The 22,662-nt window shown below is 65.6% G+C and carries 26 protein-coding genes; 15 read left to right on the plus strand and 11 right to left on the minus strand.

Annotation, left to right across the window (positions count from 1 at the left end; genetic code table 11):
- Window positions 1-28: 28 nt before the first annotated feature.
- The 5 genes from AC1RDJ_RS22195 to AC1RDJ_RS22215 all read left to right on the plus strand — a co-directional run bounded on the left by AC1RDJ_RS22195 (window position 29) and on the right by AC1RDJ_RS22215 (window position 3,630).
- Window positions 29-1,300, plus strand: a complete 1,272-nt coding sequence (locus AC1RDJ_RS22195; protein ID WP_071324304.1) for a YncE family protein — start codon at window positions 29-31, stop codon at window positions 1,298-1,300.
- A gap of 10 nt (window positions 1,301-1,310) precedes the next feature.
- Window positions 1,311-1,916 (plus strand): pyridoxamine 5'-phosphate oxidase family protein, encoded by a 606-nt coding sequence (locus AC1RDJ_RS22200; protein WP_071324303.1) that lies wholly within the window; start codon window positions 1,311-1,313, stop codon window positions 1,914-1,916.
- 72 nt (window positions 1,917-1,988) lie between these two features.
- A complete protein-coding gene (locus AC1RDJ_RS22205) occupies window positions 1,989-2,360 on the plus strand; it encodes a VOC family protein (RefSeq protein ID WP_493028723.1) in 372 nt (123 codons plus the stop codon).
- Window positions 2,361-2,387: 27 nt separating this feature from the next.
- Window positions 2,388-2,729 (plus strand): DUF2628 domain-containing protein, encoded by a 342-nt coding sequence (locus tag AC1RDJ_RS22210; RefSeq protein ID WP_071324302.1) that lies wholly within the window; start codon window positions 2,388-2,390, stop codon window positions 2,727-2,729.
- A 271-nt stretch (window positions 2,730-3,000) separates the two neighbouring features.
- Window positions 3,001-3,630 (plus strand): phasin family protein, encoded by a 630-nt coding sequence (locus AC1RDJ_RS22215; RefSeq protein ID WP_493028724.1) that lies wholly within the window; start codon window positions 3,001-3,003, stop codon window positions 3,628-3,630.
- Between the two features lie 110 nt (window positions 3,631-3,740).
- Here the strand turns inward: AC1RDJ_RS22215 and AC1RDJ_RS22220 are convergent, their stop codons facing one another.
- On the minus strand, window positions 3,741-4,748 hold the full coding sequence (locus AC1RDJ_RS22220) for an alpha/beta hydrolase (RefSeq protein WP_493028725.1): 1,008 nt from the start codon (window positions 4,746-4,748) through the stop codon (window positions 3,741-3,743).
- A 107-nt stretch (window positions 4,749-4,855) separates the two neighbouring features.
- Window positions 4,856-5,746, minus strand: coding sequence for a LysR family transcriptional regulator ArgP (locus AC1RDJ_RS22225; protein WP_493028726.1), 891 nt, complete (start codon window positions 5,744-5,746; stop codon window positions 4,856-4,858).
- A gap of 204 nt (window positions 5,747-5,950) precedes the next feature.
- Between AC1RDJ_RS22225 and AC1RDJ_RS22230 the strand changes: the two genes are divergently transcribed.
- Window positions 5,951-6,556, plus strand: coding sequence for a LysE/ArgO family amino acid transporter (locus tag AC1RDJ_RS22230; RefSeq protein WP_071324298.1), 606 nt, complete (start codon window positions 5,951-5,953; stop codon window positions 6,554-6,556).
- 22 nt (window positions 6,557-6,578) lie between these two features.
- On the opposite strand, the gene AC1RDJ_RS22235 is transcribed toward AC1RDJ_RS22230, so the two are convergent.
- On the minus strand, window positions 6,579-7,994 hold the full coding sequence (locus AC1RDJ_RS22235) for a coniferyl aldehyde dehydrogenase (protein ID WP_493028727.1): 1,416 nt from the start codon (window positions 7,992-7,994) through the stop codon (window positions 6,579-6,581).
- A 194-nt stretch (window positions 7,995-8,188) separates the two neighbouring features.
- Here AC1RDJ_RS22235 and trxC point away from each other — a divergent pair, with 194 nt between their 5' ends.
- The 5 genes from trxC (at window position 8,189) to AC1RDJ_RS22260 (ending at window position 10,950) form a co-directional block, all read left to right on the plus strand.
- A complete protein-coding gene (trxC, locus tag AC1RDJ_RS22240) occupies window positions 8,189-8,641 on the plus strand; it encodes a thioredoxin TrxC (RefSeq protein ID WP_071324296.1) in 453 nt (150 codons plus the stop codon).
- A gap of 89 nt (window positions 8,642-8,730) precedes the next feature.
- Window positions 8,731-9,240 carry a MarR family winged helix-turn-helix transcriptional regulator gene (locus tag AC1RDJ_RS22245; RefSeq protein WP_493028785.1) on the plus strand — a complete coding sequence of 170 codons (510 nt, stop codon included), beginning with the start codon at window positions 8,731-8,733 and terminating at the stop codon, window positions 9,238-9,240.
- Entirely contained in the window at window positions 9,237-9,983 is a 747-nt protein-coding gene (locus AC1RDJ_RS22250; RefSeq protein WP_493028728.1) for a DNA alkylation repair protein, read from the plus strand. Before AC1RDJ_RS22245 ends, AC1RDJ_RS22250 begins: the two co-directional genes overlap by 4 nt.
- Before the next feature lie 24 nt (window positions 9,984-10,007).
- The gene (locus AC1RDJ_RS22255) at window positions 10,008-10,292 is read left to right on the plus strand and encodes a DUF6616 family protein (protein WP_493028729.1); all 285 of its coding nucleotides are present in this window, start codon (window positions 10,008-10,010) and stop codon (window positions 10,290-10,292) included.
- Between the two features lie 64 nt (window positions 10,293-10,356).
- Window positions 10,357-10,950 (plus strand): DUF1287 domain-containing protein, encoded by a 594-nt coding sequence (locus AC1RDJ_RS22260; RefSeq protein ID WP_493028730.1) that lies wholly within the window; start codon window positions 10,357-10,359, stop codon window positions 10,948-10,950.
- On the opposite strand, the gene pdxR is transcribed toward AC1RDJ_RS22260, so the two are convergent.
- A complete protein-coding gene (gene pdxR, locus AC1RDJ_RS22265; RefSeq protein ID WP_493028731.1) occupies window positions 10,919-12,385 on the minus strand; it encodes a MocR-like pyridoxine biosynthesis transcription factor PdxR in 1,467 nt (488 codons plus the stop codon). The two genes, AC1RDJ_RS22260 and pdxR, sit on opposite strands and share 32 nt — an antisense overlap.
- Window positions 12,386-12,489: 104 nt before the next feature.
- Here pdxR and AC1RDJ_RS22270 point away from each other — a divergent pair, with 104 nt between their 5' ends.
- Together AC1RDJ_RS22270 and AC1RDJ_RS22275 are read left to right on the plus strand one after the other, a co-directional pair.
- A complete protein-coding gene (locus AC1RDJ_RS22270) occupies window positions 12,490-12,930 on the plus strand; it encodes a carboxymuconolactone decarboxylase family protein (protein ID WP_071324290.1) in 441 nt (146 codons plus the stop codon).
- Between the two features lie 80 nt (window positions 12,931-13,010).
- Entirely contained in the window at window positions 13,011-13,325 is a 315-nt protein-coding gene (locus AC1RDJ_RS22275; RefSeq protein ID WP_071324289.1) for a hypothetical protein, read from the plus strand.
- Between the two features lie 105 nt (window positions 13,326-13,430).
- Here AC1RDJ_RS22275 and AC1RDJ_RS22280 read toward each other — a convergent pair whose 3' ends face one another.
- Window positions 13,431-14,606, minus strand: coding sequence for a multidrug effflux MFS transporter (locus AC1RDJ_RS22280; protein ID WP_493028732.1), 1,176 nt, complete (start codon window positions 14,604-14,606; stop codon window positions 13,431-13,433).
- Between the two features lie 190 nt (window positions 14,607-14,796).
- On the opposite strand from AC1RDJ_RS22280, the gene epsC reads away from it, so the two are divergent.
- Window positions 14,797-15,750, plus strand: a complete 954-nt coding sequence (epsC, locus tag AC1RDJ_RS22285; protein ID WP_493028733.1) for a serine O-acetyltransferase EpsC — start codon at window positions 14,797-14,799, stop codon at window positions 15,748-15,750.
- A 123-nt stretch (window positions 15,751-15,873) separates the two neighbouring features.
- Here epsC and AC1RDJ_RS22290 read toward each other — a convergent pair whose 3' ends face one another.
- From AC1RDJ_RS22290 to AC1RDJ_RS22315, 6 genes are all read right to left on the minus strand, one after another.
- On the minus strand, window positions 15,874-16,353 hold the full coding sequence (locus tag AC1RDJ_RS22290) for an META domain-containing protein (RefSeq protein ID WP_289888878.1): 480 nt from the start codon (window positions 16,351-16,353) through the stop codon (window positions 15,874-15,876).
- An 83-nt stretch (window positions 16,354-16,436) separates the two neighbouring features.
- A complete protein-coding gene (gene bla / locus AC1RDJ_RS22295; protein ID WP_493028734.1) occupies window positions 16,437-17,363 on the minus strand; it encodes a subclass B3 metallo-beta-lactamase in 927 nt (308 codons plus the stop codon).
- A 65-nt stretch (window positions 17,364-17,428) separates the two neighbouring features.
- The gene (locus AC1RDJ_RS22300; RefSeq protein ID WP_493028735.1) at window positions 17,429-18,232 is read right to left on the minus strand and encodes a hypothetical protein; all 804 of its coding nucleotides are present in this window, start codon (window positions 18,230-18,232) and stop codon (window positions 17,429-17,431) included.
- Window positions 18,233-18,307: 75 nt separating this feature from the next.
- Complete coding sequence (locus tag AC1RDJ_RS22305; RefSeq protein WP_493028736.1) at window positions 18,308-19,699, minus strand: LLM class flavin-dependent oxidoreductase; 1,392 nt, start codon at window positions 19,697-19,699, stop codon at window positions 18,308-18,310.
- 3 nt (window positions 19,700-19,702) lie between these two features.
- A complete protein-coding gene (locus AC1RDJ_RS22310; protein ID WP_071324283.1) occupies window positions 19,703-20,530 on the minus strand; it encodes a MetQ/NlpA family ABC transporter substrate-binding protein in 828 nt (275 codons plus the stop codon).
- A 21-nt stretch (window positions 20,531-20,551) separates the two neighbouring features.
- Complete coding sequence (locus AC1RDJ_RS22315) at window positions 20,552-21,766, minus strand: acyl-CoA dehydrogenase family protein (RefSeq protein WP_071324282.1); 1,215 nt, start codon at window positions 21,764-21,766, stop codon at window positions 20,552-20,554.
- 262 nt (window positions 21,767-22,028) lie between these two features.
- On the opposite strand from AC1RDJ_RS22315, the gene ssuE reads away from it, so the two are divergent.
- Window positions 22,029-22,649 carry an NADPH-dependent FMN reductase gene (gene ssuE, locus AC1RDJ_RS22320; RefSeq protein ID WP_289888871.1) on the plus strand — a complete coding sequence of 207 codons (621 nt, stop codon included), beginning with the start codon at window positions 22,029-22,031 and terminating at the stop codon, window positions 22,647-22,649.
- Window positions 22,650-22,662 lie beyond the last annotated feature (13 nt).

The following is a 22,662-nucleotide window of genomic DNA, read 5'->3' on the forward strand; positions in this document are numbered from 1 at the left end:
CTTTTGCAACGAAAAGACGCGAACTTACATGAAAAAATCTCAACGACGCACCATTGTCACCCTGTCCGCCCTGGCTGCCGCACTGGCAGGCCTGGGCGTGGCCAGCCAGGTCACCGGCGCCAGTACGCCGGCCCCGGCGGCAGTCGCCCCCGCCGCCGCGTATTCGCCGCTGCCGGGCATGCCGCCGCTGGTCGACCCGAAAAACGTGTATGGCAGCATTGCCAGCAGCAATATGAATCCCGTCGTCAAGGATCATTTGCGCCGTGTCTACGTGCCCAACCTGCGCTCGAACGATGTCTACGTGATCGACCAGGAGACCCTGAAAGTGGTCGACAAGTTCAAGGTCGGCAGCGGCCCGCAGCACGTCGTGCCGTCGTGGGACTTGCGCACGCTGTGGGTGGCGAATAATGCCGAGCGCACGGACAAGGGCAGTCTGACGCCGATCGACCCGCTGACGGGCAAGCCGGGCAAGGAAGTGCCCGTGGACGATCCGTATAATATGTACTACACGCCGGACGGCAAGTCGGCCATCGTCGTGGCCGAGGCGCGCCACCGCCTCGATTTCCGCGATCCAAAGACCATGGCCGTGCAGTATTCGATCGACACGCCCCAGTGCGGCGGTATCAACCATGCCGACTTCTCGAACGACGGCCGCTACGCCATGTTCACCTGCGAGTTCGACGGCACCATCGCCAAGATCGACCTGGTGGGGCGCAAGGTCGACGGCTACCTGAAATTGCAGATGCCGGCCAAGCGCTTTGCCGAATCCGGCCCCGTGGGCGGCCCGGCGAACGAGATCTGCAGCGTCAAGAAGGGCATGCCGCAAGACATACGCATCTCGCCGGACGGCAAGAAATTCTATATCGCCGACATGGACGCCGACGGCGTGCACATCGTCGATGGCGCCACCCTGAAGGAAATCGGCTTCATCCAGACGGGCGTGGGCGCGCATGGCCTGTACCCCAGCCGTGACGGTAAAAAATTATACGTGGCCAACCGCGGCACGCACCGCATCCATGGCAAGCCGAAGGGCAAGGGCAGCGTCAGCGTGATCGATTTCGCCACGGAAAAAGTCGTGTCGAACTGGCCGATTCCCGGCGGCGGCAGTCCCGACATGGGTAACGTGAGCGCCGATGGCAAGTATCTGTGGCTGTCGGGCCGTTTCGATGACGTGGTTTACCGCATCGATACGGGCAATGGCGACGTGGCGAAAGTGAAAGTGGGGCAGGAGCCGCACGGCCTGACCGTGTGGCCGCAGCCGGGCCGCTATTCGCTCGGTCATACGGGCAACCTGCGCTAGTCGCTGCCGCATGCGTATCGATTCCGTGGAGCAACTGCGCGCGCATTATCCGCCCGCGCAGGGGCGGGCGCTGAGCAAGCAGCTCGACCATCTCGACCCGCATTGCGTGGCGTTCATCGGCCTGTCGCCGTTCGTCGTGCTGGCGACGGGCGCGGCCACGGGGCAGCTGGACGCTTCGCCGCGCGGCGGCGCGCCCGGTTTCGTGCAGGTGCTCGATCGCCATACCCTGCTGCTGCCAGATGCCAAAGGCAATAACCGGCTCGACAGCTTCAGCAACATCGCCGAGTCGGGCAGGGCGGGGCTGCTGTTCCTGATTCCCGGCGTCGATGAAACCTTGCGCGTGAATGGCGAGGCCAGCCTCAGCGACGATGCCGCGCTGCTGGCGCACTTTGCCGGCGAGCGCAACCCGCCGCGCCTGGTCATGCGCCTGCGCGTGGCGGAAGCCTACTTGCATTGCGCCAAGGCCCTCATGCGTTCGCGCCTGTGGGATGGCGCGGCCCAGGTCGAACGCAGCGTCCTGCCGACGATGGGCCAGATGATCCAGGAGCAGACGGGCGGCACTGGCCCGGTGGAAACGCAGGAACAGATGGCCGCCCGCTATGCGCCGGACCTGTAGCGGGGGCTTGGCAAGGGCGCGGCGCTGGCGCATACTACGATCCTGTTTTTTTAACATCCATGACAGGTCACCATGATTATTGATCACATCGGTTTAAACGTCAGCGATACGGCGGCCAGCAAGGCCTTCTTTTCAGCGGCCCTGGCGCCCCTGGGTGTTTCGGTGGTGTTGGAAGTGCAGGGCTGGGTTGGCCTGGGCAAGGACGGCAAGCCGGATTTCTGGTTCGGTGCGGGCGGCGCGCCGCATGCCGGCATGCATATCGCCTTTACTGCGGAGAGCCGGGCCCAGGTGCGCGCCTTTTACGCGGCCGCGCTGGCCGCTGGCGGCAAGGATAACGGCGCGCCCGGCATCCGCGCCATCTATCACCCGAATTACTACGGCGCCTTCGTGCTGGGCCCGGACGGCCACAATATCGAAGCCGTCTGCCATGCCCCCGAGGATTGATATCGCCCCTCATCTGAAGAGTACCGCATGAAACCGGGCGCCACCCTGTATGCCGACGCTGGCGGTCGCTACGCGTACGTGAGCGACGGCTTTTCCTGGCCCGCGTTTTTCTTCGGTCCCCTGTGGGCCGTGGCCAAGCGCCGCTGGTGGCTGTTGCTGCCCATGCTGGCCATGGAGCTGTGCCTGTGGTTCGGCAGCCAGTACGCCACGCAGTTGCGCATCGGGCCGCTGATGCTGCTGATGATGAGCGCGGAACTCAGTTATCTGCTGGCGCGCGGCTGGTATGGCAACCGCTGGCTCGAGGCCTCGCTGCGCAACCATGGCTATGCGCCCGTCGTGCCGGGCGCCGGCCTGCGGTATGGATACTGACTGGCATATATTTTCCATCCTGACACTGACGCTCGGCAAGAGTGAGCCGTCCAGCCAAAACTTTCTGCGCAGCCTAGCGCACCTTTGATCCAGATCATCCCTCGCCGGCGGTGCTCACGTAGCCTTGGGACTCGCGTTGTAAAGCATCTTCCCGCCAACCGGATATGTTTTTCGCGTCTCGTGGCACAGCTTGGTCATTCTCCTTGCAGCTTGCATGGCCGGGCCGTCACACAAGCAGTCCATCCCAACCGTCATTTAATGAGGAAACTCCATGTATCCATATTCCCGTAGTGTTACTCCTGCCGCCAAAAACCACCTGGAAGCCCAACTGGCGTTCTTTAATGGCCTGTCGAAGTCGCTGTTCCAGTCGGCACAGCAATTTAATGATTTGAACATGCAACTGGCACAAGGCTTGTTGGAAGAGAGCACGATCACCAGCCAGAACTTGCTGACGGTCGAGCGCGTGGAAGATGTGTTTCAGGTGGCCGCCGCATCGGGCCAGCCTGCCGCCGAGCAACTGCGCAAATACCAGCAGCAAGTGTCGCGCCTGGCCGCCGATACGCAGGTCGAACTGGCCAACGTGGCCGAGCAGCATGTGACTGAAACGAGCCGCACGGCCAAGGCCCTGGCTGAGGAAGTGGCCCGCACGGCATCGGAAGAAACGGAGAAAAACGTGCGCAAGCAGCAGGAAGCCATGCAGCGCATCGCCGAGCCGTTCCAGGCTTACCACCAGAACGGCGCCAACCGTGACCAGCAGCGCGGTGCGCAAAGCCGCGACGGCCAGAGCCTGCAAAGCGCCAGCCACCAGGGCAGCCAGCAGTCGGCCGGCAGCGAAAGCGGCGCGGCGCAAGCGAGCGGCGCGCAAAGTAAAAGCACCAGCAGCGCCAGCCGTAAAGAGTAAGCGGGCCGCTGCCGGCGGCCTGGCCGTGCCGCCAAGGGCCGAGCCTTGGCGGCGCCGGCAAGAGCCGTTCAGCAGTGTCGGGCTTGCTTGACTGGTGCAGCGCCCGTCCCTCAGGGGGCGGGCGTTTTGTCGTCGGGGGCCAGTTGCGTTGCGGCGGCCCGCGTGACGGCGTTTGCCGGCACCGGAGTGGAAGCGCGCGTGGCCGGGATTGGCGGCGTATCCGTCGAATCCGCCGTGTCCGCCTTGCCGTGGGCATCGATGAAGGCGCTGATATCGTCGAGCGTGGGCGCCAGGCCGCGCAAGGGGCCGGCCAGGGTCGCCACCAGCGAGGCGTGGCTGACCCTGTCGAAATAGCGTTCCGTGACGGGCCGGTGCAGGGCGCGCAAGGCGCCGGTCAGGCCGCCCGTGTTGCGCTGCGGATTGACCAGTTTGTCGTGGCCCGGTGCCGGCGCGATCAGCAGGGCCGGTGGTGCCGCCCTTGTTACATGGTGGATCGGTTGCGAAGACACGGGCGTGTCCGGGTAAAAGAACACGGGGCGGGCGGTGGGGTTTTCGATCGGCAGGAAGTCGTAGGGACCGGCCAGGCCTATCCAGCCGCGCAAGTCTTGCGGGCGCATGCCGTGACGGGCCAGCAGGCTGGCGTCGAGCGCCACCATGGCCGCATTGTAGGCGCCGGCGCTATGCCCCATGACGAACAGCCGCGTCGGGTCGCCGCCATGGCGGCTCGATTCCATCGCGGCCCAGGCCACGGCGCGGGCCGCGTCCTGCAGGATGTCAGGGTAGTGTACGTCTGGATACAGGCGGTAGTCGGCGATCACGGCCAGGTAGCCGCGCGAGGCCAGCGCATGGCCGACAAAGGCATAGTCGGCGCGCTCGCCCGAAGTCCAGTTGCCGCCATAAAAAAAGACCACCACGGGCACGGGGCCGGCAGCGTTTTTGGGCGCATACACGTCGAGTTTTTGCCGCGGCAGGGGGCCGTATGCCAGGCCGCGCGTGACTTGCGAGGCGCTGCCGGACGACAGGGCATTGATGGCTGTCAAGGGTGAGCAGGCAATCAGGCCGGCAGCCAGCGGAATTGCAGCCAGCAAGCCGAGCAGGGTAGTGCGCAGGATCGTCATGCTTGCCCCTTGTTTTTATGCATTATGCTTGCAGTGTAGGCCAAGCAGGGCGTGGCATGCACGCAATTGTTGCAAAGTGGCATAGATAATTAATCAGGAGGCAACATTTAATCCTGCAACAGCCACTTGCGGGCCGTGGCGATGACGGCGTCCGACAGCATGCGCGTGAGCGGCGTCTGGATATCCCACGCATGCCAGATCAGCGGCACGTCGAGCGCCTGGCCTGCCGCCACGTCGATCAGCCTGCCGGCGGCCAGCGCCGTTTCCGCCTGCAGCAGGGGCACCATGCCATAGGCATAACCCGCTTCGATGAAGCGCACGAAGTCGCGGGCCGAGCCGAGCACATGGTGCGGATAGCGGCCCGTGTAGCCAAGGCGGTGCTGCAGGTAGCGTTCGTGCAGCGCATCCTTGCTGCCGAACGTGATGGCGGGCGCCTGGCTGACGGCGTCGACCGTAAATCCATGGGGAAACCATTGCTGCGCAAACGCGGGCGAAGCCACGCACAGGTAGCGCATGCCACCCAGCGGCGTGGCCGTGGTGCCGGCCACGAGGTCGGTGGCGCTGGTGACGCAGGCAAAGACGCGGCCTTCGCGCAACTGGCTCAGCGTGTGGTCCTGGTCGTCGAGGCGGATGTCGAGCAGGCACGATGGCGGCGTCAGCAGCGGCCCCAGCGCTTCCGGTATCCAGGTGGCGGCGCTGTCGGCATTGACGGCGATGGCCAGCGCCGGCAGCTGCGTGGTGGGGCCGGGCTGGGCGTCGAGTGCCGCTTCCAGCAGCTTGACTTGGCGGTAATGGGCGATCAGGCGCTGGCCCGCTTCCGTCGGCGCGGGCGGGTGGCTGCGGATGATCAACAAGGTGCCTTCCAGGTTTTCCAGCGTGCGGATACGCTGCGACACGGCCGGCTGGCTGATTGCCAGCGCATGCGCGGCCTTTTCAAAGCTGCCCAGGCCGATCACGGCGTCGAGGGCGGCCAATCCACGGTAGTCGACGACACGCATAAGTTTCTCTTATATATGTTTAGAATCATTCATTATACTTATATTTACTTTTTCTTTACACTGTTGAAATAGGGTAACAACTCCACTCCGCAGCGCGGCCTGACAGGTACCGCTACACCCTCCACCTACCTCTGATGACTTTGCCATTACCGGCAGAGCGTGGGCGGCCGTGCGCGTGATGGAAAGCAATGGAAAGGAATCGATATGGATAGCGCAATTTTCTTGAAAGGCATGGGGCTCGGAGCGAGCCTGATCGTGGCCATCGGCACGCAAAACGCATTCTTGCTCAAGCAGGGCTTGAAGCGCCATTACGTGCTCACCTGCATCCTGGTGTGCCTCGTGTGCGACGCCATCCTGATCACGGCCGGCGTGGCCGGCATGGGCACGTTTATTGCCGACAACCCCAATTTCCTGCTGTGGGCCAAGGCCGGCGGCGCCACCTTCCTGATCGCCTATGGCTTGCGCGCCGCCAAATCCGCGTGGCGCCCCACGGCCATGACGGTATCGGCCGCCAAGTCGCCGGAAGGCTACTGGGCCGTGATTGGCGCGGCGCTGGCGTTCAGCCTGCTGAATCCGCACGCTTTCCTCGACACGGTCATCCTGCTGGGCTCGATCGGCGGCCAGCATGAAGGCATGGGACGCTTCTATTTTGCCGGCGGCGCCATCATGGCCTCGGCCCTGTGGTTCTTCCTGCTGGGCTTTGGCGCCCGCTACCTGGCGCCCGTGTTTGCCAAGCCCATGGCCTGGCGCGTGCTCGACGGCATCATCGCCCTCGTCATGTGGGCCATCGCCGCCTCGCTGTTCCTGTAAGCAGGACGCTTCCGGATGCGCCTCAGCGCGTCAGGAAGCCCAGCACGCGGCTGGCCAGCTTGCCATACGGCGGCCGCAGCAGTGTCAAAGGGCTGTAGCGTGCCTGGTAGAACACGGGCCGCAGCTTGCTGAACGTCTGGAAGCCTTCGACGCCGTGGTAGTGGCCCATGCCGGACTCGCCCACGCCGCCGAACGGCAAGTCGTGCTGGCCCACATGGAACAGGGCGTCGTTGACGGAAACGCCGCCCGACATCACGCGTTCGATCAGCATGTGCACGGTCTTGCCCTGGTTGCTGAAAGGATAGATGGCCAGCGGGCGCGGTCCCCCATTGATGCTGTCGATCACGCTTTCCAGCGTCGTGTAGCCGCGCACGGGCAGGATGGGGCCGAAGATTTCACGCGTCAGCAGCAGGCTGTCGGCGGGCGCATCGAGCACGATGTGGGGCGCGATCTTGCGCGTGGCGCGGTCATAGGCCGGTCCCGGCAGCAATGAAATGACTTGCGCCCCGCGCGCGCGCGCCTCGTCGAGCGCCTGCAGCAGGCGCTCGAACGATGGCGCATCGATGATGGAGGTGTAATCGGGCGTATCGAGCCGCGCATAGCGCGCGGGCACGATGTCGCGCGCATGTTGCACGAAGGCGGCGATGCTGTCCTGCGGCAGCCAGGCGTGGTCGACGCTGGTGCAGATCTGCCCCGCGTTCAGGTACTTGACGAACAGGATGCGCTCGGCCGCCGTGCGCAGATTAAAGTCGGGGCAGACGATGGCCGGCGCCTTGCCGCCCAGCTCCAGTGTCACGGGACACAGATTCTGTGCCGCGGCCGCCATGACGGCGCGGCCCGTCTGGCCGGAGCCCGTAAACAGCAGGTGGTCGAATGGCAATCGAGAAAAAGCAATGCCCACGCCGCCCGTCTCTTCAAAAAACTGCAGTTTTTCCGCTGGAAAGTAGGCGGGCATGGTCTCGATCAGCAGCCGGGCCAGGTGGCGCGAATTCTCGCTCATCTTGACCATGGCGCGGTTGCCGGCGGCGAAGATGTAGGTCAAGGGCACCAGGCTCAGGTTCACGGGGAAGTTCCACGGCACGATGACGCCGACCACGCCCAGCGGCTGCGGGATCACGCGGTTGCGGGCACCGGGAAAATTGCGCCAGTCCACGGCGCGCCGCTGCGGCCGCATCCATTTCTTCAGCTGCTTGAGCACATGGTCGATGCCGTCGATGGCAGGAAAGATCTCCGCCAGCAAGGTTTCGTGTTCGGAACGGTTGCCATAGTCGGCGCTGATGGCCGCGCACAGTGCCGCCTTGTGCTCGCGGATAAACCGTTGCAATGTCAGTAAATCGCGCCTGCGCTCGGCCAGCGAGGGCACCGGGTGCGCCAGATAGGCGGCACGCTGGCGCGCCAGGGTAGCGTCGAGCACGGCGTGCGCCGGGGGATCGGTCATGTGCATGGGTTTCCTCGCGTAGGCTGGCGTCGTTGACATGGCAGGGTACTGCAATCCGGCAACGATACGCATTTTGCAGTATTGCGGATCCAGCAATTATTGTCTATCGTCAATCGTGCGCATGCACGAGGCTTGCGCGCAATTGGCCGTAAAATGCAGGTTTGCCGATTCCACGGCATGTATTCAGGAAAGCCATGACCTCGACCACGCCAGACTCCCTGCACATCGTTTGCCCCCATTGCGACGCCGTCAACCGCCTGCCGCCAGCCCGCCTCAGCGAGCAGCCCACGTGCGGCAAGTGTCAGAAGGATTTATTCACGGGCCAGCCCGTGGACCTGGCCAGCGCCCGTTTCCTCAAGCATATCGGACGCAGCGACATCCCCGTGCTGGTGGACTTCTGGGCGCCCTGGTGCGGTCCCTGCCGCAGCATGGCGCCGTTCTATGTCCAGGCCGCCAAAGTGCTGGAGCCGGCGTTCCGCGTGGTCAAAGTCAATACGGAAGCGTCGCAAGACCTGGGCGCCCGTTTCAATATCCGCAGCATTCCCACCCTGGCCCTGTTCCGCAATGGCGTGGAAGTGGCGCGCCAGCCTGGTGCCATCGACGCCAATGCCATCATCGCCTGGGCGCGCGACAAGGCGCGCGGCTAAGCACGCAGCACGCAGGCAGGCGCGCCGGGCAACCGTCGTGCCTTTTTATTTGACAATAAGTATGGCGCCATACTATATTGTGCCATATGATAAAACTCGAACAGAAATACACGGCCCTGCTGGGCGACGTGCAGCGTCGCGCGCCCGGCGCGGCCATGCCGGAAGCCATCGGACACCTGCGCCTGTGCTTTGAAGTGCTGGGCCTGGCGTCCGCCATCGATGGCGATTGCGCCACGCGCCTGGGCCGGCACGGCCTGTCGGAAGGCAAGTTTGTCTTGCTGTTCCTGCTGCGTGACGTGCCACAGGGGCTCTCGCCGCACGAACTGGCCGAGCGGGCCGGCGTGACGCGCGGCACCATCACGGGCTTGCTCGACGGCCTCGAGCGCGATGGCTTCCTGGCGCGCCACGCGGACCAGGCTGACCGGCGCAAGCTGCTGGTGCGTCTGAGCGCCAAGGGGGCAACGGCGGCCGCGACGCTCGTCGATGAACACGCGCAGTGGATCGCCAGCCTGTTTGCCGATTTCACGGCCGAAGAAATGCACGTGTTGAGTTCCCTGCTGGAAAAAGCCTGGCGCAAAACAGACCGGGGCGCGGCATGAGCAAAGGCATCGCCGACATCGCGCCCGCGCGCCTGGCCCTGTTGAACGGGGGCGCGGTGGCCAGCGCCACCCTGACGGAAGGGCTGGCCATCGATTTCAGCATGCTGCTGGCGGCGGCCGTGCCCGCCATCGGCGAGGACAGGCTGGCCCTGATGCGGGCGCAGGCGGGGGCAGGCATCACCAGGCGCATGGCGCTGGCGGCGCAATTGCTGCTCGATACCCGGGTGGACTTGGCGCCGCTGCAGGCGCATGCGTCCGACACGGTGCGGGGCTGGGTTTGTTTCGCCATCGCCGCCCGGCCTGACCTGGATTTGCCGCAACAGCTGGCCGCCATGCGTCCGCTGGCCGACGATGGGCACTTCGGCGTGCGCGAATGGGCCTGGCTGGCGCTGCGGCCCCGGCTGGCGGCGAGCCTGGACGAGGCCATCGCGCTGCTGGCGCCGTGGACGGCGGAGCCGTCGGAACGCCTGCGCCGCTTTGCCTGCGAAGCGCTGCGTCCGCGCGGCGTGTGGTGCGCGCATATCGCCCGGTTAAAACAGCAGCCGCAGCTGGCCTTGCCGCTGCTGCAGCCGTTGCGGGCCGACCCGGCCGTCTATGTGCAGGATTCCGTGGCGAACTGGCTCAACGATGCGGCCAAGAGCCAGCCGGAGTGGGTACGCGACCTGTGCGGGCAATGGCTGGCGGACGGCAGCAACGCCGCCACGCAGCGCATCTGCAAGCGGGCCCGGCGTTCGCTGGCCTGACGATGGATCACTCAAGGAGAAAACATGCGCTATCTGCTGGAACTGTATAGCCCGAAACCGGCCTGGCTGGCCCTCGATGGCGCCGCGCGCCAGGCGTATTTCGCCGCGGTGGGCGCCGTCGATGGCGGCAAGTTGCATGGGGCGACCCAGCAATTTTATGCCGTCTGGCGCTTGCCGCACGAGGCGGCGCTCGACGCCTTGCTGGCGGGGATCGCCGCCACGGGTTGGCATGATTATTTCGATACCATCAATGCGGCCGGCCCGGCCGTGGATTTTCCCGCCCACCTGGCGCAGCTGGCAGCGCTCTAGGTAAACGGCGCTTTGCGCCCGCATCGGGTAAAGTTTGCCGTATTGCCATAATTACCTGACTGTCATGCCGTCCAAACTGCTCCCCATCCTGCTGTTTACACTCTTGCCGCTGGCGCCGCACGCCGCCCCGGCCGCCACGCCGCAAGCCCTCGTCGCCGCGGCCCGCAGCCAGGTGGGCGTGACCGTGCGGTATGACCCGCGCTACGAGCGCCTCGCCTATCCGGGCGGCGACGTGCCCCTCGAGCGGGGCGTGTGCACGGATGTGGTGGTGCGCGCCTACCGCCAGCTGGGGCAGGACTTGCAGGTGCTCGTGCACGAGGACATGCGCAAGGCGTGGCAGGTGTACCAGCAGCAGGGGCGCTGGCAGATGAAGGGGCCGGACCGCAATATCGACCATCGCCGCGTGCCGAACCTGGGCACCTTCTTTGCGCGCCACGGCACCAGCCTGCGGCCCAGCGAGAAGGCGGGCGCTTACCGCGCCGGCGACATCGTCACGTGGCGCCTGCCGCGCAATCTCACGCATATCGGCATCGTCAGCGACAGGCAGTCGTGGAATGGCGTGCCGCTCATCATCCACAACATCGGCGAAGGGGCGCGCGAGGAAAATATCCTGTTCAGCTATCCGGTCACGGGGCATTACCGCTGGCAGGCGCGCTGAGGGGAGCGATTTCCTGCAGGATGGCCAGCACGATGGCCAGCGCCGTGTCGATATCGAGCCGGTCGATGGCGCCATAGCCGAGGAACAAGCCTTCATGGCGCGCCGGACCATGGTAAAAGCTCGACAGCGCATACAGGCTGACGTCGGCCAGGCGCGCCCGGCGCAGCAGTTCGGCGATGTCGAGCGGCGCCTGCGCCACGGCCGCCACGTGGAAGCCGGCGCTGGCCGGCACCAGGCGGAACCAGGGCGACAACGGGCCGTTGAACCAGTGCTGCAGCCGTTCGCGCCGTCCCGCATAGATGTCGTGGCAGCGGCGTATGTGGCGCAGCAAATGGCCATCCTGGATGAACTTGGCCAGCGCGTGCTGGCCCAGGCTGGCCGTATGGCAATCGTCCAGGTATTTCACCGTTTGCACGGCGGCCACGATGGCTTGCGGCAGCACAACATAGCCGAGCCGCAATTCCGGCAGCATGATCTTGGAAAAACTGCCCACATGGGCCACGATGCCGTAGCGGTCCATGCTTTGCAGGGAATCCTCGGGCCGGCCCTCGTAGCGGAAGGCGCTGTCGTAATCGTCCTCGATGATGATGGCGCCCAGTTGCCTGGCCCGCTCCAGCAGGGCATGGCGGCGCGCCATGCTCATCGGCATGCCGAGTGGAAACTGGTGTGCCGGCGTGACATAGATCAAGCGCGTGCCATCGGGTATCTGCTCGACGACGAGGCCGTCCTCGTCCACGGCCACGCCCGTCACGCGCGCGCCATGGCTGGCGAACACGGCGCGCGCCACGGGATAGCCGGGTTCTTCCACGGCAACCGTATCGCCCGCTTCCAGCAGGGCATGCGCCAGCAGGCCCAACGCCTGTTGCGCGCCGCTCGTCACCAGCACCTGTTCTGGCGTGCAATGGATGCCGCGGCTGAAGGCGGCGTGGCCGGCGATCGCCGTGCGCAGGGCGGGCAAGCCTTCCACGGAGCTGTAGCGGCCGCGCGCCTGGCCATCCTGGCGCAGCGCGTGCAGCACGCAGGCGCGCCATTCATCCTGCGGGAAGTGCGATGGCGTGGCGCGTCCGCCGATGAAGGCATAGCGCGCCGGGGTTTCCTGTCCCGCCCGGCGCAGGGGCAGCGGCATGGATTCCCACTGCGCGATGCGCTGCGCGCTGGCCAGCGGCGTGCTGGCGTGACGGCGCTGCGGCGAGGCATGCGGCGTCTGCACGAAACTGCCCACGCCGACCTTGCCTACCAGCAGTTTTTCATAGGCAAGCTTGTCGTACACGTCCGACACCGTCTTGCGCGACAGGCCCAGCTGGCTGGCCAGCAGGCGCGAGGGCGGCAGTTGCTGGCCATCGGCCAGGCGGCCGGAGCGGATCGCTTCGCTGAGCTGGCGATACAGCTGGCCGCCCAGGTCGCGCGTGCCGTCGATCAGGATATGTAATTCCATGGGATGTCTGCTGGTGGTCTGCCATTTTTCGGCGGGATTGGCCTGCCGCGCGCGCTGCTCGCGCTTCTACAATAGTGCATCTTTACTCTATCAAGGAATGCATCATGACACAGCCAAGACTCGACTTCACACAAGCTTCGCCGGACGCCGTCAAGGCCATGTACGCGCTGGAAGCGGCGATTGCCAGGCTGGGCGTGGAACACTCGCTGCTCGAGCTGATCCGCCTGCGCGCGTCGCAAATCAACGGCTGCGCCTTTTGCGTGGACTTGCACACGAGCGACGCGCGCAAGGCCGGCGAAACGGAACGCCGCCTGTACGCCGTCTCCGTCTGGCGCGAAACGCCGTTCTTCACGCCGCGCGAGCGGGCCGTGCTGGCCTGGACGGAAGCGCTGACCCTGCTGCCGCAAAGCCAGGCGCCGGACGACGTGTACGCGGCGCTGGCCGAGCAATTGACGCCGGCGGAGATGGTCAACGTGACCCTGGCCATCGGCACCATCAATACCTGGAACCGCCTGGCCGTGGGTTTCCGCAAGATGCCCGAGTAAATCCTGTGTTCGTTCTCGAACAGACAGCTGGCTGGCCCCCGTGTAATCTGGCACGATGACTTATCAGCCAGGGAGCCGCCATGGACATACATACCGGTGACGCCGTCGACAAGACGCCGCAGCAACTTGAAGCATCGCAGGAAGAGGCGCGCCGCGCCTTCATCGCCGAACTGTGGCGGCGCTTTGAAGCCTTGCAGGAATGGGCCGTCAGCCATTGGCCGGACCAGCAAAATCCCCTCAGTTCGGCCGACTTCGTCGAGGCGCGCAAGGAAATACTGAGTTTGCGCTCGCCGGCCGGCTCATTGAACCAGCCGGCCGCGCGCGATGGGGCCGAACCGGAGCCGGAGCAGGGCGGGGCGCAGTATGTCGACGTCACTCCCGCGCCCTGGCCTTGAGGCAATCCTCAACGAAGTCGCAGGTCGGCTTGGCGCGCCATTGCGTCATCCGACATCACCCGCGAACCATGTTGTCGGATTACGGCCCGTCAGGCCTAATCCGAGCTACGCGTCTGCCTTACCCTGGGCAAATACCCAGCACAGCAAGCTCACCACCAATCCCGCCATCACGCCATACGCCAGGTTCAGGGCGTTGTCGAACAGCAGCGGCGCCACCAGTCCCGAAACGAGCGCGAACAGCAGCATCTGGATGAACGACTGCATCGACGATGCCAGGCCGCTGTTGTTGGGGAAGTGGTTCAGGGCCATCAGGGTCATCGGCGGCATGGCGATGGACAGGGCGAACGAATAGAAGAACAGGGGCAGCACGGCCCATGGCACTTCGGCGGCAAAGAAATAGTTGTAGCCGATGTTGGCCAGCGCGGCCACCAGCATCAAAATAAATCCGGCCCAGATCATCTGGCGCTGGCTGTAGCGGTGGGCGATTTTCGCCGACAGGGCCGAACCGATCACCATGCCGCTGATCAGGGGAATGAAGAGCCAGGCGAACGCCGTCTCCGGCAAATGCAGGATGTTGATGATGAAGTAGGCGGCCGAACCGATGTACAGGGCGAAGCCGCCAAAGGCCGCGCCGATGGCCGTCGACAGCAGCAGGAACTGGCGGTGGCACAGCACTTTCCAGTAATTGACGGCGATGTCGCCCAGGTGGAAGGCGTGGCGCTGCTCCTTCGGCAAGCTTTCCGGCAAGGCGCGCCAGACGATGACGAACATCAGCACGCCGAAGGCCGTGAGGAACCAGAAGATCCAGCGCCAGCCCAGGCCCACCTGCAGCCAGCCGCCCAGCACGGGCGCGATGGCCGGCGCCAGCGCGAAGACCATCATGATGTGCGAGAGGATTTTTTGCGCGGCGGCGCCCGAATAGCGGTCCTGCACGATGGCGCGGCCGATCACGGAGCCGGCGCCCGCCGACAGTCCCTGCAGCACGCGCCAGGCCAGCAGCCAGCCCAGCGACGGCGCCAGCGCCGCGCCCACGGAGGCGATCACGTACAGCACCAGCGAGACGAGGATCACGGGGCGGCGGCCGAACGAGTCGGACAGGGTGCCGTAAAACAGCATCATGAAGGCGAACGTGAACAGGAAAAAGCTCAGGGTTTGCTGTACCAGCAGGGGGCTGGCATTGAAATCTTGCGCGATGGCGGGGAAAGACGGCAGATAGGTGTCGATTGCAAGCGGTCCGACCATCGCCAGGCCCGCCAGGATCCATGTTAATAATTTAGTCATGTTGAAGAGTGTTTTTGTTAGTCCGTCATTTTACGCTAGTGGAGGCAATCGGGTTTGCCGACGCCCTTGCTGGCCTGGCATATGCGTTTTTCGCATATGCAAGCGTGAAATTCTTCGTTGGTGTCGCCGGTGCCGACCGCTAAGCTGGGGCGACCCGGCCTGCGCGCCGTTTTTCCGGAAGTGAGTCCCCATGCACAGCATCTATCCCGCAGCACCCGCCGACGACACGGTCCAGTGGAACCTGGGTCCCGTGATCCAGGCGCTGCGCACCTCGCGCGAGGAAAAGCACAAGATCCGCCATAACGGCAGGGTGCGCGAACTGCCGTCGCGCGAAGCCCTGACCACCATCGTCAACGGCTTGTCGGCGGCCCTGTTCCCCACCCATTACGGGCGGCCCAACCTGACCGATGAAAGCATCGACTACTTTGTCGGCGATACCCTGAACACCACCCTGAACCGCCTCAGCGAGCAGGTGCGGCGCGGCCTGCTGTTTTCTGCCCCGGCTCACGCCGTGCCCGCCGGCGACGAGGGCGATGCCGCCAGCGACGACGCGGCGCTGGCGCAGCAGGCGCGCGACATCACGCGCGCGTTCGCCGCCAGCCTGCCCGATATCCGCGCGCTGCTGGTGTCGGACGTGCAGGCCGCCTACGCGGGCGATCCGGCCGCCACCTCAGTGGCCGAGATCATGCTGTGCTATCCGGGCACCATCGCCATCCTGTACCACCGCCTGGCGCACCGCCTGCATGCGCTGGGTGCACCGTTCCTCGCGCGCCTGATCGCCGACATCGCGCATACCCTGACCGGCATCGACATCCACCCGGGCGCGCATATCGGCGCGTCGTTCTTCATCGACCATGGCACGGGCGTGGTGATCGGCGAGACGGCCATCATCGGCCAGCGGGTGCGCCTGTACCAGGCCGTCACCCTGGGCGCCAAGCGCTTCCCGGCAGATGCCAGCGGTGCGCTGATCAAGGGCACGCCGCGCCATCCCATCGTCGAGGACGACGTGGTGATATACGCGGGCGCGACGGTGCTGGGGCGCATCACCATCGGCGCGGGGTCGACCATCGGGGGGAATGTGTGGCTGACGCAGAGCGTGCCGCCGGAGAGCAATGTATCGCAGGCGCAGATGCGCAATGACTGAAGAGTGGCCGGGAAAACGTCCATGACAGCGTTGCAGCGCCTTGGCGTACTAGCGTACTGCCTGCGGCGCTGCGCCTTGCCCTGAACGTTTTTCGGGCACTCTTCACATGCGGGAGTGCGGGTTTTACTTCACCGTCAGCGCTTCATAGCGCGCCACGGGCACGCCATCCTTCAGCAACAGCAATTCCTGGTCGGCATAGCGGTAGCCATTGACTTCGCCCAGGGTGGTCAGCAGTTCGCGCTCGAGCTCCATGTCCTGCGGCTGGCACATCATCATGGTGCCGGCCATCTGGCCAAAGCTCAGGGTGCTGACGCCATCGCTGGTGTAGCCGCCCATCATCTGGTTGCAGCCGCTGTGGCCACCGGCGCGGCCTTCGGCCAGCAGCAGGGTCACGTCGCGCTGTTCGGGCGCCTTGCGCACGATTTTCTTGCCCTTCAATTCCTTCAGCTTCCACTGCGTGTCCGTCAGTTTCGGCGCCGGCTTGGCGGGCGAGGTGGCGCCGGGCGCCGCGGCGGCGGCATCGCTGCGCACCGGGGTTTGCGCGCAGCCGGCCGTGAAGGCGACGATGGCGGCCAGGGGAATCAGGGTGGCGATCTTGAACATGGCAATTCCTTATGAAATCAGGGGTAACAGAATGGCGCCAGATTAGCAGATAGGCGCCGCGCCAGCGTGCACGGTTGACAAGCTCATTCCTGCTTTTCCTGCTCCAGGCGCGCTTCGAGCAGGGTGCGCGCGGCCGCCACGTAGGCGCGGCAGGCCTGCGGGTCGACGAAGGCTTCGCTGCCTGCCGTCGCACTGGCCTCCAGCCGCTGCCACAATTGCGACGCTTCCGGGTGGGCCGAGATCAGCACGTCGCACGGCAGCTTTTCCAGCGTCTCGAAGCTGTGGCGCAAGTCGGCCAGCGCCTGCGGATACTCGCTGCTGGCGCTGAACTTGAAGCCGGGGCGCGAGACGGCATTGAGGCTGTCCGCGTACACCATGTTCAGGCAGCGCGGACCGTCGCACGATTGCCACGTCCAGCTCAGGCCTCCGGGCGTGTGGCCCGGCGTGGCGTGCGCCGTCAGGTTGACGGGGCCGACGTCGAAATGGCTGCCGTCGCGCGCCAGGCGCATGTCCTTCACGGGCGGGTACTTGGGCAGCGCATGGTATTGCGGGTCGTCCGGCCCCACTTCGCCGGACGCCAGGTCCAGCGCGGCCGACGGGCTGGCGGCCACCAGCGCATTGCTGCGCCGCTGCAGTTCGGCCAGGCCGCCCGCATGGTCGATATGGCCGTGCGAATTGAGGATCAGCTTGACGTCCTCGATGCGGAAACCCAGCGCGGCGATATTGGCGATGATCTTTTGCGCCGATTCCGGCAAGCCGCCATCGATCAGCACATGGCCTTGCGGCGAGCTGACGAGCACGGAGCTGAGGCCCTTCACGCCCACATAATAGGTATTGCCGAAGATGCGGAACGGCGCCTGGTCGGCGTTCCAGGCGGCGCAGACGTCGCAGCCGGGCGTGGCCGCTGTGGCGGGAACCTGCGCCAGCGCCACGGAGGCCTGGCCGGCCAGCAGCAGGGCCAGGGCGAGAGCGCCGTGGCCGGCCAGCGCGCGTGGAGATGTGAGGGGCATTGCAGTCCTTATCCGTGTTGCCAAGGTGGCGTATGCTGACACGGAACAGGGCGCGACGCAAATGGTCACAAGGATGCGGGCGGCGCACCGGCGCCATCGAGGTACACCAGTTCGATCAGGGTATCGTCCGCATAGCGGCTGTCGCCCAGGGGGGCCTGGAAGGACGTGCCCGTATCGTTCACCGGCAGCGCGATGCGGCGCACGCCATCGAGCAGGGTGGCGCTGGCGATGGCCGGATCGCTGTACGTGCCCATCTTGAGCTTGCCGGCGGCGCACCAGTCGGTGCCGCGCAGCTTGGCGGCGACAAGGGCGCGTAGCCAGAACGGCATTTCTTTCCTGGCAATCACGCTGCTTACCTGGCATTGCAGGCGCAGGTCGCCCAGACGACGCATGCCGGGCGGTATGCCGTCGCTGCGCACGCTGGCCTGCCAGCGGAACCGGTCTTTTTTCTGGTTGGTGACCAGGTCCGCGTCGTCGCTGTCGGCTTGCGCGCTGCGGGGCAGCACAAAGCTGCCATCGGCAGACAGGGGTACGCTGATCGCCGTCTCGTTGCCGACGATGCGCAAGGTTGCGTCCCGCAGGGCATCGGTCGCGATGCCGGGGCCGGGAATGAGCCGGAAGCGCACTTCGCGTGCCATGGGCGCCATTGCATGGTGGTCGTCAAAGGCATCGAGGCCGGCCGCCATCGCGCGGTAGGATGTGATTTCCGGGTCGCGTATGCTGCTGACGTGGATGGACTGGCTGGTGTCGGCCGGCGCGGCCCGCCCGTCGTTTTGCGCGGCGGCCTGGCCACCGCACAGCAGGCTGGCGGCCAGGACGCCGCAGGCGAGGAGGGGCGCTGGTTTGCCTGGAGAAGAAAAGGAATGCACGCACTTGCCCATGTATTATTAACACGGCAAGCTAACATGAATGGCAGGGCTTGTCACTGCCCCGCCACCTGGCGTTCAGGCGGCGGCCAGGGTGGCGTTGTCCGGCGCGATGCTGACCTGGCGCCCCGCGTGGCCGGCCGGCAGGCGCGGGCCGTGGCCAAACACCTTGTGGCGCAAGGTGCCGTCGTCGTAGCTGGTGCGGTAGCGCCCGCGCCGCTGCAGTTCGGGCACGATGTGGGCGACCACGTCGGCCATGCTGTCGTGCGCCACGGCGAAGGCGAGATTGAAGCCGTCGATGCCCGTTTCATCTGTCCATGCCTCCAGCTGGTCGGCCACCTGGCGCGCATCGCCGACGATGACGGGGCCGCGCCCGCCCAGGCCGATGTATTCGGCCGCCTCGCGCACCGTCCAGCGGCGATCGGGGTCGGCCTGGCTGAACGAGGCCAGCGCCGAGCGGCCCGCCTCGGAGTCGATGTATTCGATGGTGGCGTCGAGCGGATAGCGGCTGAAATCGACGCCCGTCCAGCCGGACAGCAGCACCAGCGCCGCTTCGATGTTCACGTGGCGCAGGTAGTCGGCGTGCTTGGCGCGCGCCTCGGCTTCGGTGGCGCCCGTGATGACCAGCGCCTGCGCGTAGATCAGCAGCGCGTCGCCGTCGCGTCCCGCCAGGCGCACGGCGGCGCGCAGCTCGTCGGCGTAGCGCTTCACCACCGTCTTGCTGGGGCCACTGACGAAGGTCGCTTCCGCATGGCGCGCAGCAAAGCGCGTGCCGCGCGGCGAGGTGCCCGCCTGGTACAGCAGCGGCGTGCGCTGCGGCGACGGTTCGCACAAATGGATGCCGGGCACCTGGTAGTGGCGGCCGTAGTGATTGATCGGGTGCACCTTGGCGGGATCGGCGTAGATTGCGCGCGTTTTGTCGTTGACGACGGCGTCGTCGTCCCAGCTTTTTTCCCACAGCTTGTAGACGACGTCGAGGTATTCGTCGGCCAGGTCGTAGCGTTCGTCGTGTCCCAGCTGCTGCTGCAGTCCCAGGTTGCGCGCCGCGCTATCGAGGTAGCCGGTGACGATATTCCAGCCGATGCGCCCGCCCGTCAGGTGATCGAGCGTGGAAATGCGGCGAGCGAACGTGTACGGGTGTTCGTAGGTGAGGGCGCAGGTGACGCCGAAGCCCAGGTGCGTGGTGGCTTGCGCCATGATGGGCACGAGCGCCAGCGGGTCGTTCAGCGGCACCTGCACGCCGTGTTCCAGGGTTGCATCGAGGCTGCCCCGGTACACGTCATACACGCCCAGCACGTCGGCCAGGAACACCGCGTCGAACAGGCCCGCTTCCAGCAGCCGCGCCAGTTCCGTCCAGTGCCCGGGATCGGTGTAGCGGTGGCTGCGGTCGCGCGCATGCGTCCACAGTCCCGGCGACTGGTGGCCGACGGTATTCATCTGGAAGGCGTTGAAGCGTATGGTCTTGCTCATGGCTTATTTCGCCGCCGTCTGCAAGGCTTGCTGGTAGTCGGGTTTCGAGTAGCCGGCAAAGTGTTTGTTGGTGATGTCGAGGAATTCGCGCGAGCGGTAGGCGGCCGCCAGGTCTTTCGCGAACTGCTTGTCCTTGTCGGCCGTGCGCACGGCCACCAGGTTGATGTAGTTGGGCGAGATTTTCTCGGCCACCAGCGCGTCCGTCAGTTTCAGCCCGGACGCCAGCGCGTAATTGCCGTTGATGAAAGAGTAATCGGTGTCGCCCAGCGAACGTGGCAGCTGCGCCGCTTCCAGCGGCAGCAGCTTGATTTTCTTCGTGTTGACGGCGATATCCTTTTCCGACGCGCGCACGGGGTCGAAATTGTCGCGCAGCTTGATCCATTTCAATTGGTCGAGCAGCACCAGCGCGCGCGCCTGGTTGGTCGGGTCGTTCGGCAAGCCTACCGTCGTGCCTTCCTTCACGTCGTCGAGCGTCTTGTGCTTCTTGCTGTAGATGGCGATCGGCGCCGTGGGTATCGTGATCAGGTCCGTCAGGGCCAGCTTGTGCTCCTGCGCGAATTTCTTCAGGTAGACGATGTGCTGGAAGACGTTGGCGTCCAGCGAGCCCTCGGCCAGCGCGAAATTGGGCTGGATGTAGTCGTTGAATTCGACCAGCTTGACCTTGTAACCCTGTTTTTCCAGGATAGGCTTGATGCCCAGCTTGATCTGGTCCGCATACGGCCCGGCGCTGGTGCCGATGGTGATGTCCTTGGGATCCTTGGCGTGGGCGAAGCCGCTGGACAGGGCGAGTGCCAGGGCGGTGAGAACGATGCTGCGGCGGGCGATGGTCATGGTGGCTCCTTGGTGGGTGAATCAGGAATAAGCCGTCGGCTCGGGCACGGTGCCGTTCAGGGCAAAGCGTCCCAGGTCGCGCAGCTTGTAGTCGATGGGGTCGTGCAGGGTATGCACGCGCACGTTGCGCCAGTAGCGGTCGTAGCCATACCGGGCCGAGGTGGAGCGGGCGCCCGTCAGTTCGAACATCTGGCTGCTGATCTCCAGTCCCGCCTTGTGCGCCAGGCACTTGGCTTCGGCCACGGCCACGGCCAGCAGGCCCCGTTCGCGTGCCGTCACCAGCGGTCCCTTGCGAAATACGCTTTCCAGCTCCTGCGCCGCCGCGTCGGCCAGCACCTGCGCGGGACGCAGCAGCAGCCATAGCTGACCGTAGCGGTGCTGCACCAGGGGATCGTCCGTGGCCTGCGCCACGCCGGAGGCGAACCAGGCCTTCGCCTGCTCGCCCGTATAGCGGCGCGCCGCCTCGAACGCACCTTCGGCGATGCCCAGGTACAGGTTGGCCATGATCAGCTGGGCGATCTGCGAGCGCACGGTGGCTTGCGGCGTGGCCGCCTGCGCGGGCGCCTGCAGCACCAGCTCCCGCGGCAGGGCGACGCCCTGGAAATGCACATTGCCGCTGTCCGTCTGGCGCTGGCCGAAGGCGTCCCAGTCCGCCTGCACGGTCAGGCCGTCCTGGCGCGTGGGCAGGGCGGCGATCAGCGCCGTCTGCGTGGGCGCGTGCCAGGCGGAGACGGTCAGCCAGTCGGAACCGACCGAGCCGGAGGAAAAGCTCTTGACGCCATCGAGGAGGTAGCCGTCTTCGGTGTCGATGGCGGTGACGCGCTTGTCGAGCGGATTCAAGGCATTGCCCCAGAACAGGCGCTCGTCGACGGTGAGCGTGAGCAGGCGGCGCTGCTGCTGCGCGCTGCCGTACAGCTGCAGGCCGGCCAGCTGCAAATGGTGGAAGCCGAAGACGTGCGCCAGCGCGCTGTCGGCGCGCGCCAGGATGCGGATCACCTGGTACACGAGGGGCCAGGACGCGCCCTGGCCGCCGAATTCCACGGGGATCGATAACGTCAGCAAGCCTGAGTCGCGCAGCCATTCGCGCTCCTGCGCCGCATGGCCGCCGGCCTGGTCGCGGGCATTCGCCGTTTCGGCCAGGCGCGCGGCCAGCGACGTGGCGATGCCGATGGCGTCCTGCAGTGGTTCCGGCGTGGGGATGGCGGGGCGGGTGGCGTGGAGGAAGGCGGTAGGCATTGGCGAAATTCCAGAAAGACGATGCAGCCGATATTGCACCGCCAGGCGAGCGCCGTACACGAAGAAAACCGCGCATGCATATGCGGAAAAAGCCGCGCGGGCGCCCGCGGCATGTCTTGCGGGGCGTCAGGCGCGGATAGTCGGAAAACGCATATCGAAGCGCGAAAGCATTCGTTTTGCCGGAGTCCTGATGGCGATAGGCTGCAAGCATCCGGGCAGATCCACTTTCGCACTTTCGATAACGCACAGGGACGGGCATTACATGAGCATCTTGTTATTGGGCGGTAGCCCCCAGCTACCATCGAGTTCCAGCCGCTTGCTGCTGCATATCGGCGACCAGCTGGCGCTGCAGGGCCACAGCTACGCCAAGCTGCATGTGCGCGACCTGCCGGCGCGCGCCTTGCTGCTGGCCGACTATGACGACGTGACGATCGCCCGCGCCGTGCGCGCCGTGGCCGACGCCGACGCCATCGTCATCGCCACGCCCATCTACAAGGCATCCTATACAGGCCTGCTGAAAGCCTTCCTCGACTTGCTGCCGCAAGATGGCCTGGCCGGCAAGCTGGTGCTGCCGCTGGCCACGGGCGGCGGCCACGCCCACACCCTGGCGCTCGACTATGCGCTGCGTCCCGTGCTCCATGCGCTGGGCGCCAAGCAGGTCTTCACCAGCATTTACGCCAATTCGCAACAGCTGGACTGGCATGAAGAACGGGGCCTGAGCCTGGATGCGCCGATCGCCGCGCGCGTGCAGGCCGGCATCGAGGAACTGTCGGCCGGCCTGTTCGTGCTGCAGGGCCGGCGTCCTTCCGCGCCAGCCGATATTGCGGCGCCCGTCCGTTCGCTGCAGGACCAGCCTTACGCTCCCCGGTTTCAAGCCGCCTGACCATTCACCGACC

Source organism: Janthinobacterium sp. GW822-FHT07H10 (assembly GCF_058798675.1).

Coding starts and splice junctions, on each gene's coding strand:
- AC1RDJ_RS22195 (WP_071324304.1), top strand. CDS start 29: ATGAAAAAATCTCAACGACGCACCATTGTCACCCTGTCCGCCCTGGCT.
- AC1RDJ_RS22200 (WP_071324303.1), top strand. CDS start 1,311: ATGCGTATCGATTCCGTGGAGCAACTGCGCGCGCATTATCCGCCCGCG.
- AC1RDJ_RS22205 (WP_493028723.1), top strand. CDS start 1,989: ATGATTATTGATCACATCGGTTTAAACGTCAGCGATACGGCGGCCAGC.
- AC1RDJ_RS22210 (WP_071324302.1), top strand. CDS start 2,388: ATGAAACCGGGCGCCACCCTGTATGCCGACGCTGGCGGTCGCTACGCG.
- AC1RDJ_RS22215 (WP_493028724.1), top strand. CDS start 3,001: ATGTATCCATATTCCCGTAGTGTTACTCCTGCCGCCAAAAACCACCTG.
- AC1RDJ_RS22220 (WP_493028725.1), bottom strand. CDS start 4,748: ATGACGATCCTGCGCACTACCCTGCTCGGCTTGCTGGCTGCAATTCCG.
- AC1RDJ_RS22225 (WP_493028726.1), bottom strand. CDS start 5,746: ATGCGTGTCGTCGACTACCGTGGATTGGCCGCCCTCGACGCCGTGATC.
- AC1RDJ_RS22230 (WP_071324298.1), top strand. CDS start 5,951: ATGGATAGCGCAATTTTCTTGAAAGGCATGGGGCTCGGAGCGAGCCTG.
- AC1RDJ_RS22235 (WP_493028727.1), bottom strand. CDS start 7,994: ATGACCGATCCCCCGGCGCACGCCGTGCTCGACGCTACCCTGGCGCGC.
- trxC (WP_071324296.1), top strand. CDS start 8,189: ATGACCTCGACCACGCCAGACTCCCTGCACATCGTTTGCCCCCATTGC.
- AC1RDJ_RS22250 (WP_493028728.1), top strand. CDS start 9,237: ATGAGCAAAGGCATCGCCGACATCGCGCCCGCGCGCCTGGCCCTGTTG.
- AC1RDJ_RS22255 (WP_493028729.1), top strand. CDS start 10,008: ATGCGCTATCTGCTGGAACTGTATAGCCCGAAACCGGCCTGGCTGGCC.
- AC1RDJ_RS22260 (WP_493028730.1), top strand. CDS start 10,357: ATGCCGTCCAAACTGCTCCCCATCCTGCTGTTTACACTCTTGCCGCTG.
- pdxR (WP_493028731.1), bottom strand. CDS start 12,385: ATGGAATTACATATCCTGATCGACGGCACGCGCGACCTGGGCGGCCAG.
- AC1RDJ_RS22270 (WP_071324290.1), top strand. CDS start 12,490: ATGACACAGCCAAGACTCGACTTCACACAAGCTTCGCCGGACGCCGTC.
- AC1RDJ_RS22275 (WP_071324289.1), top strand. CDS start 13,011: ATGGACATACATACCGGTGACGCCGTCGACAAGACGCCGCAGCAACTT.
- AC1RDJ_RS22280 (WP_493028732.1), bottom strand. CDS start 14,606: ATGACTAAATTATTAACATGGATCCTGGCGGGCCTGGCGATGGTCGGA.
- epsC (WP_493028733.1), top strand. CDS start 14,797: ATGCACAGCATCTATCCCGCAGCACCCGCCGACGACACGGTCCAGTGG.
- AC1RDJ_RS22290 (WP_289888878.1), bottom strand. CDS start 16,353: ATGTTCAAGATCGCCACCCTGATTCCCCTGGCCGCCATCGTCGCCTTC.
- bla (WP_493028734.1), bottom strand. CDS start 17,363: ATGCCCCTCACATCTCCACGCGCGCTGGCCGGCCACGGCGCTCTCGCC.
- AC1RDJ_RS22305 (WP_493028736.1), bottom strand. CDS start 19,699: ATGAGCAAGACCATACGCTTCAACGCCTTCCAGATGAATACCGTCGGC.
- AC1RDJ_RS22310 (WP_071324283.1), bottom strand. CDS start 20,530: ATGACCATCGCCCGCCGCAGCATCGTTCTCACCGCCCTGGCACTCGCC.
- AC1RDJ_RS22315 (WP_071324282.1), bottom strand. CDS start 21,766: ATGCCTACCGCCTTCCTCCACGCCACCCGCCCCGCCATCCCCACGCCG.
- ssuE (WP_289888871.1), top strand. CDS start 22,029: ATGAGCATCTTGTTATTGGGCGGTAGCCCCCAGCTACCATCGAGTTCC.